The sequence below is a fragment of the Legionella steelei genome (genome assembly GCF_001468005.1).
GTDB lineage: Bacteria > Pseudomonadota > Gammaproteobacteria > Legionellales > Legionellaceae > Legionella > Legionella steelei.
This window is the reverse complement of record NZ_LNYY01000019.1, coordinates 1,867,579-1,881,148: the sequence shown is the minus strand read 5'-3', so window position 1 is coordinate 1,881,148 and position 13,570 is coordinate 1,867,579. Positions and strand designations below refer to the sequence as shown.

Below are 13,570 nucleotides of genomic sequence, written 5' to 3'. Positions count from 1 at the left end.
GCTCTGTGAAAACCATATTAATAGGCCTTATTATGGGCTCTCAAAGTGATTGGCAAACATTGACTCACGCCGCTCAAACACTGGACACTTTGAACATTACTTATGAGGCGGAAATTGTCTCTGCTCATAGAACGCCAGATAAACTTTTCCAGTATGCAGAACAGGCCGAGATGCGAGGTTTGGAAGTAATTATTGCGGGTGCAGGAGGAGCAGCCCATCTCCCTGGGATGGTAGCAGCCAAAACATCATTGCCTGTTTTAGGGGTTCCGGTCACCTCGCAAACTTTAAATGGCATTGATTCCTTATTATCTATTGTACAAATGCCCGCCGGCATACCTGTAGGCACTTTATCGATAGGCAAAGCAGGTGCCATCAACGCCGCTCTGTTAGCTGCCGCAATGCTTGCAAATAAATATCCTGACATTCGCACTGCCCTAAAACTCTATCGAGAACAACAAACACAAAAAGTGCTCGATAATCCAACCCCCCCAAAGGAGTTAACATGAAACTTGGTATTTTAGGTGGTGGACAACTTGCAAGAATGTTGGCATTAGCGGCTTATCCATTAGGAATTGACACTGTGTGCTTGGATCCCAGTCCTGATGCCTGTGCTGGTGATCTTACTAAACTGATAGTCGCTGAGTTTAATGATGAGTTGGCTTTAAAACAATTTTTGGCAGAAGTGGATTGCGTTACGATTGAAACAGAAAATATACCGCTTTCTTGTGCCGAATTGGTTGCCACAATGCGGCCTTTCTATCCCTCGACTCAAGCATTGAAAATTACTCAAGACAGATTATATGAAAAAAACTTTTTTAGATCTTTAAACATTCCAACCCCAAGATTTTTACCGGTTGAGTCAGAACATGATTTGGTACAGTCGCTCTCAGACATAGGAATGCCCGCCGTGTTAAAAACAAGACAATTTGGCTATGATGGCAAAGGCCAATATGTCTTACGAGGCCAATCCGATATTTCAAAAAGCTGGAACATGTTAGGCAATCAACCCCTTATCCTTGAAGAGTTAATCTCTTTTGAAAACGAATTTTCATTAATTGCTGTTCGAAATAAAAAATGTGAAACAAACTTCTACCCACTGATTAAAAATCATCATAAAAAAGGCATATTACATTTCTCTGAAGCGCCAGTACATCATCGCGATTTACAACAAGAGGCACAAACTTATGCACTCAAAATTTTAGAAGCTCTAGACTATGTAGGAGTACTTACAATTGAGTTTTTTTACCGAGGGAATCAATTAATTGCTAACGAGATAGCGCCACGTGTTCACAATTCTGGTCACTGGACTATTGAGGGTGCTTATACCAGCCAATTTGAAAATCATTTGCGTGCACTTTTTGATTTGCCTTTGGGAAGTACGGAAGTAACCGGTTCTTGTTTGTTATTAAATTGCATTGGCAATCTGCTTCCACTGGAGTCGTGCTTGTCTATTCCTGGGGTTCATTATCACGCCTATGGAAAAAAACCTCGGATAGCTCGCAAGGTAGGCCATGTTACTCTTGTTGATACCCATTGGGAACGGTATGCAAAAAGCAAAGACATGCTCTTACAACTCGCAGCAGAAGATGAAAGTGAAAACACATGAATTAACGATCATCAACTTTTTTTATCGCTGGGTTGAGGCCAACATACTTTGCTGTACGACGACATGTTTATTGGGACACTGAACTACAATTGGAGATGGCCCGACTTCCTGTTAACTCTCTTTAAATTAAAAATCATAATTAAATTGTCAAAATAATTTAAACAATCTGTACACTTCCTGCAGGGGTCCGTCCCCTGGTTTTATTATTGACTGTTGCACTTAATTCATTAACTTTTTTTAACCATAAGAACATTTAGTAAAGATTAATAATTAGGGATGGCTCATAAAAAAAATCAAGAGCTTGGTGGCCCGTGAGTTCGATACTGAAAGTGAGCTTGGTATTGGAGAAATTAGCAAGCGCGGCCTATTGTTTGCCGTGCTCTAGAGTTAGCGGGCAAATTAATTTATGCTGCAATTTTTCATTAAAGTAGAAATAATGCGTTTATATAGGTTATTCATACTCTTTTTGGGCTGTATTTCTTGTGTCTATGCCTTCGACGCAGCCAGTAATACTTCTTTAAGAAATGACATACAACAAATTCTGGATAAAAACAGAAAAAAATACGGTTTACCTGGCATATCTTTAAGTATTCAGTTTCCGAATAATAAAATAGGTGATTATGTTAGTGGTTATGAGACTTTATTAAAAAATAAAGAAATGACTAACGATACTTTGTTTCAGATGGGAAGCATCACAAAGACATTTACTGCAACCATTATTTATAAGCTGGTAGAAGTAAATAAACTAAATATTAATGACAAGGTAGGAAAATGGCTGACCCAATACCCTAGGTGGAAAAAAATAACCCTGGGTGATTTGTTACGCCATACCAGTGGTGTTTATAATTACACCAGCGGAAGCTCGTTCGACAAGTTACTAAGGAAAAATCCCCAAAAATATTGGTCCCTTAAAGAGCTGGCTGATATGGCTTATCAACATCATGATGTATCTATCCCTGGGAAAAAATACCATTATACCAATACAGACTATGTTTTATTGGGGCTCATCATTGAAAAGGTCACTCACAAACCCATACACGTAGTATTTGATGAATATTTTAAGCGCTATAATTTACCTAATACTTTTTATTCAGTTTTACCTTACTCAGAATCGATTAAGACGAGGCTTGCTCATGGATATAATCGAGATGGAACATTTAAGTTTAATTCGGATGTTACAAACATTACCCCATCCTTTGCACAATCTGCTGGTGCATTGGTTTCAACCCCGCATGATTTACTATTGTGGCTGAATCAACTTTTTACAAATAACATCTTGTCTAAGAAGTCATTAGAAAATATGACCTCTCTTATTTCTACAGTGAATACCAAAACGGTTAATATCGAAACCATTGGTACACCAAAATATTTTGAAGAGTCTAAACCATTCACTGAAATAGGTATAGGCGCTGGTATTGGCCTTATCTATTTTAAAAGTAACGGGATGACCTGGGTTCATTCCGGCGGCACACTGGGTTATGAATCCTTGTATGCCTATAGCCCATGTAATGGAATCTATCTGGCATTAGCCTACAATGTGAAGCCTAGACAACAACTGATTTTTATTAAAATTGCAGACGAACTGTTTAAAAAATTAAGTCATTCGAAAAAGATAGTGAAGATGGTTAAAATGTACCAATATAATCATTTATTACCTGCTTATTGTCATGTATTAAGAAATAATTAAATCAACTATAAACGGACAGCAAATGGCGGTTGGGGTTTATTAGCCGTTGAAAATGGGTTGGAGGTAAGGGTTGGCGGGCTCAGTATGTTCATTAATAAACTCGTGCTCCCAAAATTGGAGTGGGGATTTATTCGTGGATTGTAATTTTGGTGAGTAGAGTTGATGGTTGAAATCATGGTTGCGAGTAACCTGGCTACGCTTGTTTTATAGTTCCGAACAATCAACGTTTTTCCTAAGCCCGGTTGCTATTCATATTTAATATAGTGTAAAGAGGAAAATGAGCAGAGCCGTGAGTTTTAAATTACCAATAGCACGGCTGTCTTCATCGTTTGGATACAATTCTCAAAGATCTACAACCCGGGTTACGGCTTTGCCTTCACCAAATTAAGAGAAGTACTAGCAGTCCAGTGCATTATTGGGCAATGGTGAGTCAATAAGTGGTTTATAGGTTCTTGATGAGCAATAGAAGGGCAGCTATGGCCTATAATATATAAAACAATATGAACATGTTGGAATGATTATATGTCTACCCCTTCACCAATACCTGAATCAGTCCCAGTACCTTCATCTGGATCTACAGCAAAATCGAGTGAGTTATCTGCTGATTTGTCTCTGGACATTGGTTTTTTACCCGAAGACGCCCCTATCAGTTCTTTATTTGCATTACGCAGCCAGAATATGGAAGAAACCATAGCTAAACTTAAAGCCCAAAAAGAAGAAAATGAAAGAAATCACTATGTACTAAAACAATATCAGCTTTCAAAGTCACTGACAGGATTTTCCAACTCCCCACGCTCAAAAAGATTTGTTTATGAAAGAGAAGGCAGAACAGGTTCTGTCATTGAAGAGGTGAGGTTGCACATAAGTAGCAAGTATGGAAAAAAAGTGCTTCCGGTGACGGATAATCTTAAGGTATTAACTATGGCTCTAGAAATGGCCAAAATACCTTTTGAAATACTGAGATCGCTCGAAGGGGAAACAGGAAAAAAAGACGTCTTAGCAAGTAAAGTAAAAATAGTAGAAGGCTTAGACGGCAGGAACTTTATTGTTTTGGATGATTATTATAATTTTCATACGTTCAACTTGTTAACCATAGATAATGATGTGGACATCAATGATGCCAATTTCAAAAATAAATTGGCTGTTTTTGCATTCAATAATGGTCGTGCAACAGAGCCATTTTTAATTAAAAAAAATGATAAAATATACCTTTGTTCTCCTCTGAATACATCATTTTCATATGCTGAAATTGATAGTAGTTTAACCGAAGATCTTCATTGGCCCGAAAAAAGTTCAATTCAATTTGAGCGTATCAACCGCATTGAAGGAGCGCGTTTAGATGACAAACTCCATCAAAGAATAAAGTCTACTGGTCTACTCCAAGAGCTGATCTCATATAGGTTAGATCAGTTATTATTTACGGGAGGAATCTATGCTGGAAAGGATGCGCGTTTTTCTGTTTTATCGGATGCTAGGCCATCAACGGGCGCACCAAAAGTATCTGCAATAGATGAACGTGATCGGAGCACGTTGAGTGAAGTTAAAGATTATGTCTATTCTCTTTTAGATAAAATGGAAAAAAAGCTTACAGCACAAGGTGATGAAAGCGCAGCATTTCAATATAAAATTATTAACTCCCTGCTCGTATTCGATTCTTCATATGAAGTAAGCGCTTCATTATTAGAACCTAACCGAGAAAATCTAAATGAATTACCCATTAAAGCTAATGCCGGTTTTATTAGATATGGTGGCAAACTTTATTATGTAAATAAATTAGAAAAAAAATGTCAGGAATTAGAGGTAAAAGGCGAACTATTAAAACAGTTTGATGCGTATCTACATCCGTCAACTATTCCAAAACTTTTATCTCAAAAAGAATTGCACACTGTGGTAACTATGACAGGTATACGCGATCTGAGATTAGAGGACGATGCCCGCAGATCACCGCTTGAAAATGAGTTATTAAGAACAACATGGATGCGATTGGCCTATGCATTGAATACATCTGTGAGCCGAATAAAAGGCAAAGATGTTGCTGATCCATTTCGAGATGATTTTCATGTAGCGATAGAATCTGCATATGAAGAAGTTAATTTAATTCTTTCTTTAACTAAAACTTATGATGAAGCATCAATTAAGCATCATTTATCTGACTATTTAAAAGATATTTTTTGTATTGCTGAGCGAGTAAAAGAGGGGGCGGTAAGACCTGCATTTCCAACTGCTCAGGTACCTCTCGAAGATGTTTTTTTATCAACCTCAGGAATGGGGGCTCTAACGCAGATGATAATGACATCAATAAAACAAATGAAAGAACATGAAAAAATTTATTTAAATCGAAGAGTTTATTTTGAGCTCGATATTTTTATTAGAAACTTATTTCCTGTTATTCGTCCGGAAGGTTTGAATATCAAAGACTATGAAAGTGTTGTTCTCACATTAGAAAATGGAACACTGAAAGTATCACCAGTGGGTTGTGACCTCATGAGAAGGGAGACACCACCTACGGTGGAGACACTCCAAGCATTACCTACTCACTCTAATGAAGCATACGTACGTACGGGCGATAAACTTTTTTATATTAATAAAACTGACAAAAAATGTGAGGAAATTCGCTGTGATGACATGACAAAAATTGATAGTCTCATGGATCCCAAGGGGGTTGCAAAAACATTATCGCGCGATGAAATGGAAATCATTACGGCGATAACAAAACAGGCTACTGATTTTAAAGAAAAGGTTAATGTAATTATTGATGGTTTTGGCCAGAATGTGTCAGCAGATAGCCAAACAGCCCCTACTCATTATGCCGGAACAGACATCATTGCATCCATTCAAAAACAAATGGAAATCAGAAAAGAACTGAAAGGCAAAGCAGAGAGGGAAGGATATACTCTGGATTTCTCAGGTCTGATGCCCGATGAAAAACCGAATGTTCTTACAATGGATAAAAGAAAATTATATCTGGCGATAAAAGAAGGAAAATTGGTTTGCTATGTAAGGCAAGAGAGCGAACTCAAAACAATATCATTAGACTCTTTGAAAAAAGGTATTGATACAAGCATTCGGTCTCAGCTTGCAGAAGCAGCACTTAGTGGCGACGCAATACTTACTCAAGAGCAAAAAGATGCAGTTTTTGAAATCACAACAAAGGAAGGCTTCAAACCACGAGAATATAAAGAAGAGCCACTCACCGTTGTTCTTGACACCACAATGACCGCATTGAAACATATTCATATGCCATTGTTACTTCATCAATTTCAAGAAGAAATTAATTCTGGAAAGCTCGCTATTTTAACGGCGCATAGTTTTAATAAACATGCAGGAATGGGGTTAGACAGGCTATCATGTGGCGTTGCCAGTGCAATTTATAATAAAGATCATTTTCCTGGCCTTAAAACAACATTCGCATCATCTCATGTAAGTTTCCAACCTACGGATCCAACACCCGCAATGACGTGTCATCAATTAGAAAAGGCGTACCCATGTATGCATTTACACTTTGACCGCGCACATCAAAATTCTTATTACATTCATAAAAATTTAGTTCCCAATATATCTCATATTGGTAGGATTTATTCTCCATTTACTCGAGAGACCAGCCATAATATTCAGGACATTTGGGGATTTCTTTATATAGATTTTACTCCTAAACCAGGAGGCAGCTTGACCTATGGGCCTACTGTTAAAAGAGATATGCTCAGTATAGTATTACCTGCTTTAGGCATACCTCTTAGAGATGGTTATGGCTTCTCAAATAGCGTGTGTTGTAATATCGGAAATTTCTTACGTATTAGTATCGGTTCTGAGTCACGTGAAAATATACAGTTTAAATATAAAATAATTTGTGATTTTCTTGATATTTGTGAAAAATTATATATTACAGGACAGACTAATTTATACAGCACTGTGTGTTCCATTTTTCTCACCGCAAGCAGTGGCGATGAAGCATCAAAAAATAAAAAAATAAAAGAAATTCCAGAACTTCTAAAAAAATTCACTGAAGAAAGAATAAATCCAATAATGGCAAAACGTGAAACAAAAGATGCTATTCTCAAAGCAGTTCCACCGGAATTTACCAACCCAAGCCAATTTTGTAAAACTACGGTTTCATGTATTTACGATAGCCTCCCCGTTCCCCCCGCTTTTTCTGTTGCCTCAGCGTTCATGCCAATGCCAACAATAATAAAAATAATGAATATGTGCGGTTTACCTAAGGAGCGAGATTCTGAACGAGATAGAAATAAATCTTATGTGGTCGAGGATCGTCGAGGCGCAACAGTTATTGTTGGCAATGAAGAGATTCAGGAATTAAAAAGTAAACTACAACCCATCGTCAAATTGTTAACTATTACACAAAAAATGTGGACTAAAGAGTTTCCTAGCCCCCCTATATCAGAGGAGCTGAAAAAGGCAGCAGCTTCCAAAATAAGGGCCAAAATAGATTTATTTTTAAAAGAAATTTTAAGCCCTGAGTTTGATAAGAATAAACTTCCTGAAGCATTAGCTCGATTTGAGGATGAAATGTTAACACCACCAAAGATAAGCAAAGATGAGGCAGAATCAGCAACAGCTTATAGTGCAAAGACTGTTTCAACTCTTCGAGCATCGAGTATGTTTAAGGCTGAGCCCCAGGGCACAAAAAGTGCTGCGGCTTCCACTTCTGCCGATCAAGAAAATCGTCCGGGTTAACTTAAAAATGTCGCTGCGTTCCAAAAGAGTTAATGGTTCTGTAGTAACTAGACTGCGCTTATTCTCCTTAGCAATAATTTCATCTTTCGATGGGGTTTTTCTGTTATTTCATTAGATTAAGATCGTTCAGTTATATTGAGTTCTGTGGCAAGATATTGATTTTTTTTAAGTTTTAAGGAAAATTTTTGTGCCCAAAACCAAACTTTTTATTTTTACCGATTTTGATGGAAATCAATCTAGCTCGTCGAATAAGGAATCGCGTTTTTGAAGAGCGGCAAAAGTATTTGTCTGAGGTTCATGATAAAGAACGTAGAGCTGTACCGGTATCTTCAATGAGTGATTTATTAAAGCATACCCTATCGCCGGTATTTACTCCTGAAGTTAGAGCAACGACTCCTCAAGATGCTCCAGCTGTAGCCCAATCTACGCTTGCTTGCCAACCTTAATGAATATTTTAATTTATATCTATTTTCTTTGCAGGTGAATCATGAAAAATAAACCCTCTTATCAAAGTATCTTAGCGTTAAGCTTCATGATTTTTTTTATCTCAGATATTCAAGGCGGTATAGGGCCAATTCTTGCTATTTATTTACGTTCTCATTTGGGATGGAGTACAAGTCAAGTGGGTATCGCGCTTGCAGCAGCAGGTTTTGCTGGTGCCATTTTTCAAATGCCTAGTGGCATCTTAGTCGATGCAATTCCCTTTAAACGAACACTCATAGGGCTTGCATGTGCTTGTATTATTATGAGTTGCTATGTGATTTTAAAGCAAACTTCATTTTATTCTATCATTGCGGCTCAATCGTTGGTTGGTATCGCTGCAAGCTTAATTCCTCCTGCAATCACAGCGGTGACACTTGGTTTGGTTGGGAGAGAGTATTTTCCTATACGAGTGACAGTTAATGAATCACTGACACATGCGGGCACGGTGTTTACAATGGTCGCTATTGGTATTGTCGCGCAATTATACGGTCATTCTTGGATAGTCTATGGAACCATTATTTTTTCATTCATTGCTTTGATTCCACTGTTATTTATTAATTCAAACGAAATTGATCATTCCATTGCTAGAGAATTACCAACAGTGGCGCCAGATGCAAAACCGATTGGTTTTTTACAATTAACAAAGTCAAAACCCATAGTAATATTTTTTAGCTCGGTCATTATGTTTCATATCGCCAATGCAGCCCAACTGCCTTTAGTTGGACAGGAACTTGCAGAAATTAATCCCAATAGAGATTCAATTTTTATGGCAAGCTGCATTGTATTGGCACAGTTTGTGATGGTGATTGTTGCTTTTAGTCTGCGATTCATAATAGACAAAATGGGGCGTAAGCCCATTTATTTATTTGCATTTATTTTCCTAATCGTACGTGCTTTATTATTTTCAATCACGAAAAACTCCTATCATCTGCTGTTCATTCAATTATTAGATGGAGTTAGTGCTGGTATTTTTGGAGTGGTTGCTGTTGTTATTGTTTCCGATTTGGCAGCAGGAACTGGCCGATTTAATTTTTTAGTAGGAGTTCTTGGATTATGTGTCGGTGTTGGTTCATCAATAAGTAATCTTGTAGCTGGATACATCACATCAGTCTATGGATTTTTTATTGGATTTTTATCCTTAGCTTTTGTGGCTTCTGTTGGGTTACTTATTTTTGGTTTCATCTTAAGAGAAACAAAGGATTATAGTATGAGGATAGAGAAACGGCTATAAAGGCAATATTTCATAATTAAGTTAGGTGTAAATTGCCCCATCAGTGACCCACCATTGTAGCCACAGTAGTTTAAGATAAATAAATCAATGAGTTAAAAATATGCCACCTCCACCAAATTTAATCTCCAGATTTCCAATAAAACCGAAGGCTGGTGTGCACTGTTTCGCAGTAAGGGTAGGCTGGCTGCTTGCAACCAGCCTACCCTTGCTTCATTTTTCCGAGCAGTCAGCTTTTTCTCTGAGTCTGGTTATTATCCATATTTAATATGGTGTAAAGAGGAAAATGATCAGAGCCTGTGAGTTTTAAATTACCAATAGCACGCAGGTCTTCATCGTTTGGATATAATTCCCAAAGATTGGAACTGATTACCTGACCATCAATCGGGGTTAGATTGCGTGAGATGATATGATCAATAATTCCTGAGTTGATATCTCCTTGATTATCAAAAGGATGGGTCCACTCCTCTTTGTTTAAAAAATAAAATACGTCTATAAAATGGTTATTCACTAAGACTTCTTGTATGGGAGCTGACTGAGTCCCATAATTGAAATCGCCGGCAATAATATCGTACACATCAGAGGCCGGAGGCATTAAGGTCATGAGGGTTGATAATTCAAGATAGCGATTGCTATCAAGTGCTGTATCAAGATGGATTGATGCGGCGCGTATCTTTTCCCCCGTGCTGCAAAGCGCTCCTTCAAAATAGGCCGAATGGTTTCCATCATTGGTTAACGCTAAATCTTGAAAAGATACTTGGCTAAAGGTTGATTTTTTTACAAAAATAGCGACCCCATTGGGCTCCCATGGGATATCTGGTGAAATCCAATCTGACCAGTAATCTTTATCGTGATAGGCTTGGAACGAATAGAACTTACTCTCTAAAGCTTCTTTGTAATAATTAAATTCATTAGCAGTGGTCTCTTGAAGCGCTATGATATCTGCTTTATCGCTGATGCTATTTAAAAAATGGATAATTTGTTGTCTGCGCGCCTTAGTATCTAAGTAAGGAGCTATGGCGGGTGAATAAAAATCAGGACTCGCCCAGCATGGTGCTAACACATTTAAACTCATCACAAAGAGATTAGGTTTTTTTGTAATTTTTGAGCTATTGGATTGATGGCATTGTCGTTTTTTCATAGAAATCAATGAGTTCTTTGCAGTACTGTTGGCGGTCATGTTCACGAGCTTAGGAGATATATGCGCAGTTGTCTGCAAAGGTGAGCCACTATAGACTAAGGTATTGCAAAGTAGCATACATAGTGCAACTAGTGTTCTTTTGCATAATAGTTGTTTTCTCATCCCCCACTCCTTTATTGCTGCTGATGAACAAAATGTATGTGTTAATTCGGCTTCATTTTTTGAGATTAACTTAGTTTAAGTGGAATTAAATATCAAGAATTAATCAAGTTGAAGCGATTAAGTTTTATTGTTTGGACATTCGAATCTTCAGTGAGCGAGCCTGGTTGCAAGCAACCAGGCCATGCATACCATTTAAAGGTATATGAATAATATTCTGGAAAAGGCTTGTCCCTTGTATTCTCGATTATTTTATTAATAATAGTGCTTACTCTATTCGCTTTATTAAGATTCATTGTGTCTGAAATTTTTATTGCTCCTCTTGCTCAGGATGAAGAAGCTGAACTTCGTAGTTTTGCTATCGATATCCAAAATAATGAATTCAAGTTGAACCTTAAAGCCAAAGAACAACCGGACCTTTTTGCCCCCTTAAGTTTTTATTCTGGTGGTGGGTTTTGGATTGCGAGAGCAGGATCTGCAATTGTCGGCTCAATTGGACTGCAAAAACTGAATACTGAGACGGGTATTATGAGAAAGTTTTTTGTTAAAAAAGAACTTCGTGGAACCTATCCTAGTATTGCAATGCTACTTTTCCATCAATTTCTTCTGCAAGCAAAAAATTTAAATCTTAAAAATATTTTTCTTGATACACCAGGAGTGGCGGTAGCCTCGCACCGGTTTTATGAAAAAAATGGTTTCGAACTCATCAATGATGACCAAAATCTGCCTAATGGATATTCTTTTCCTGATAGAAGTTCTAAAATTTATTGTCTCGCTTTATAACTAAGCGTTTATGAAGTTTTTCAATAAAGAAACGGAATGAGCGCTTTTCTTTCCTTAGGATAATTGGAAAACTGTGTGCGATACCACCGATGATGGGTGAGCGCTCGAGGAGCTAAATTGGCTATTGTCCACAAAGTAAAAGAAAAACCGGCAATTGACCAAGTCGCCACTCCCCAACCAATCCACTCGAGAATTTCACCAAAATAATTTGGGCTACTCAAAAAGCGAAACATGCCGCCGTAGGGTATTTTGTAAACTCCGGGTTTTTTATTTTTATTAATCGCAAACAAAATGTTGTCCGAATTTACATTGATTACAAATCCTGAAACAAAAAGTATCAAACCAACGATAAAGTGTTGCGTTTGCAATGTTGAAAATGTAATTTCTTGAAAATGAGTCAGCCAATAGGCATTTACAAAACCATTCACTGTCGTAAAAAACGTGGCGGATATCGTGATAAAAATTGGAACCTGTTTCGCATTTTTCAGGCGAAACGGATAGATTAATGAGCGATAGACATAATGGAGTTGCCACATTGCAAAAAATACCCAGGTATAAGCAGATGGTTTGGCCATTAGAAAAATAAGCAAAAATGTGATCACAGATGGCAATTCCATCAAACACCAAGAAACATTCGCTGGGATTTTAAGAGATTTATTCCCTTGCTCATAACGTCCATAAGGCGCTCGTTTGAAAAAGAGCGTGAAGAAAACCATAATGGCTATAGCATTCCAGAAATAAAGAAATAAAGTGAGATTGTTTTGAGTCATATTTTAATCTTGCCAGACTGTGAAAGCCAATGAAGCGTATCATGGATCGTTGTCTCGATTTCAGTTTTCTTGTACCCCAATTCATTTTCCGCTTTCGTACAATCCACTTTGGGTGGATACATCAACGTCTCAATTGAGTATTTTGTAAAGAGCGGTTCTGTATTTGTGATTTTAGAAAAAAACTCCATGAGGGGTACCACCCAGGAAAGCATACTTGGGGGAAGAAACAAACGAGTCATTTTTTTTTGTTTTACAATGGCTATCAACCTGAGCAAATGATGCATGTTTATGTCGTGGCCACCTAAAATATAGCGCGCTCCAGATTTGCCTTTTTCAGCAGCGGCTATCGCCCCTTGAACCACGTCACGAACGTCAACAAAATTATATCCTCCTCGAACCAGAATAGGGATGTGTCCTTTGTATATTTTAATTATTGCCGTTCCCATGAGGGACAGTTTATAGTCATTGGGACCAATTGTTCCTGTGGGATTAACCACCACCGCATTTAATCCTTGCTCACAACTATCAAGCACTATTTTTTCAGCATAGGCTTTAGATTGATCGTAAATATTCACGGATTCTAAAGCAAGCGGGCAATCTTCATTTAAAATGTGAGGCGTATTGGATTTTTTAGAACTTTGAGTGAGGGCGTGGATGGAACTAAAATGAACGAGCTTGTTGACTTGATTTTTAAGACAAGCATTGATCACATTTTGGGTGCCCTGGATGTTTGTTTTACGGACATCGTCTGCTTCTCGATTGGTAATAGAAATTTTTGCGGCTAAATGAAAAACTGTATCGATATTGTGAGTCGCGTCATACAACGACTCCTGATGTAAAATATCTCCCTTGCATACCTCCAAAGGAAAATGAGAGAGATATTTGGGTATTTCACTGCGCACAAGTATTCGGACATCATATTGCTTTTTAATAAGCTCAGCAATGAGGTTATTTCCAATGTGTCCACTAGCTCCAGTGACTAATATTTTCATGATTTTTAACTTATATTTAGTTATCCAGC

General features: G+C 37.7%; 10 protein-coding genes. 7 read left to right on the top strand and 3 right to left on the bottom strand.

The genetic code is table 11. The features are described 5' to 3' along the window. Positions 1 to 5 precede the first annotated feature (5 nt). The 6 genes from purE (at position 6) to Lste_RS12305 (ending at position 9,699) form a co-directional block, all read left to right on the top strand. On the top strand, positions 6 to 506 hold the full coding sequence (gene purE, locus Lste_RS12330; protein ID WP_058511228.1) for a 5-(carboxyamino)imidazole ribonucleotide mutase: 501 nt from the start codon (positions 6 to 8) through the stop codon (positions 504 to 506). Continuing rightward, complete coding sequence (locus Lste_RS12325) at positions 503 to 1,606, top strand: 5-(carboxyamino)imidazole ribonucleotide synthase (RefSeq protein ID WP_058511227.1); 1,104 nt, start codon at positions 503 to 505, stop codon at positions 1,604 to 1,606. The genes purE and Lste_RS12325 overlap by 4 nt, the downstream gene beginning before the upstream one ends. A 436-nt stretch (positions 1,607 to 2,042) precedes the next feature. Further along, complete coding sequence (locus tag Lste_RS12320) at positions 2,043 to 3,293, top strand: serine hydrolase domain-containing protein (protein ID WP_193393407.1); 1,251 nt, start codon at positions 2,043 to 2,045, stop codon at positions 3,291 to 3,293. Positions 3,294 to 3,815: 522 nt separating this feature from the next. Further along, positions 3,816 to 7,985, top strand: a complete 4,170-nt coding sequence (locus Lste_RS12315) for a hypothetical protein (RefSeq protein WP_058511225.1) — start codon at positions 3,816 to 3,818, stop codon at positions 7,983 to 7,985. A gap of 185 nt (positions 7,986 to 8,170) precedes the next feature. Next, a complete protein-coding gene (locus Lste_RS12310) occupies positions 8,171 to 8,431 on the top strand; it encodes a hypothetical protein (RefSeq protein ID WP_058511224.1) in 261 nt (86 codons plus the stop codon). A 41-nt stretch (positions 8,432 to 8,472) separates the two neighbouring features. After that, positions 8,473 to 9,699 (top strand): MFS transporter, encoded by a 1,227-nt coding sequence (locus Lste_RS12305; RefSeq protein ID WP_058511223.1) that lies wholly within the window; start codon positions 8,473 to 8,475, stop codon positions 9,697 to 9,699. 226 nt (positions 9,700 to 9,925) lie between these two features. On the opposite strand, the gene Lste_RS12300 is transcribed toward Lste_RS12305, so the two are convergent. Next, the gene (locus Lste_RS12300; RefSeq protein ID WP_058511222.1) at positions 9,926 to 10,999 is read right to left on the bottom strand and encodes an endonuclease/exonuclease/phosphatase family protein; all 1,074 of its coding nucleotides are present in this window, start codon (positions 10,997 to 10,999) and stop codon (positions 9,926 to 9,928) included. Between the two features lie 294 nt (positions 11,000 to 11,293). Between Lste_RS12300 and Lste_RS12290 the strand changes: the two genes are divergently transcribed. Next, the gene (locus Lste_RS12290; RefSeq protein WP_058511220.1) at positions 11,294 to 11,779 is read left to right on the top strand and encodes a GNAT family N-acetyltransferase; all 486 of its coding nucleotides are present in this window, start codon (positions 11,294 to 11,296) and stop codon (positions 11,777 to 11,779) included. Between the two features lie 20 nt (positions 11,780 to 11,799). Here the strand turns inward: Lste_RS12290 and Lste_RS12285 are convergent, their stop codons facing one another. Together Lste_RS12285 and Lste_RS12280 are read right to left on the bottom strand one after the other, a co-directional pair. Beyond that, the gene (locus tag Lste_RS12285; RefSeq protein ID WP_058511219.1) at positions 11,800 to 12,549 is read right to left on the bottom strand and encodes a DUF1295 domain-containing protein; all 750 of its coding nucleotides are present in this window, start codon (positions 12,547 to 12,549) and stop codon (positions 11,800 to 11,802) included. Next, the gene (locus Lste_RS12280) at positions 12,546 to 13,541 is read right to left on the bottom strand and encodes an NAD-dependent epimerase/dehydratase family protein (RefSeq protein ID WP_058511218.1); all 996 of its coding nucleotides are present in this window, start codon (positions 13,539 to 13,541) and stop codon (positions 12,546 to 12,548) included. The genes Lste_RS12285 and Lste_RS12280 overlap by 4 nt, the downstream gene beginning before the upstream one ends. Between the last annotated feature and the right edge of the window lie 29 nt (positions 13,542 to 13,570).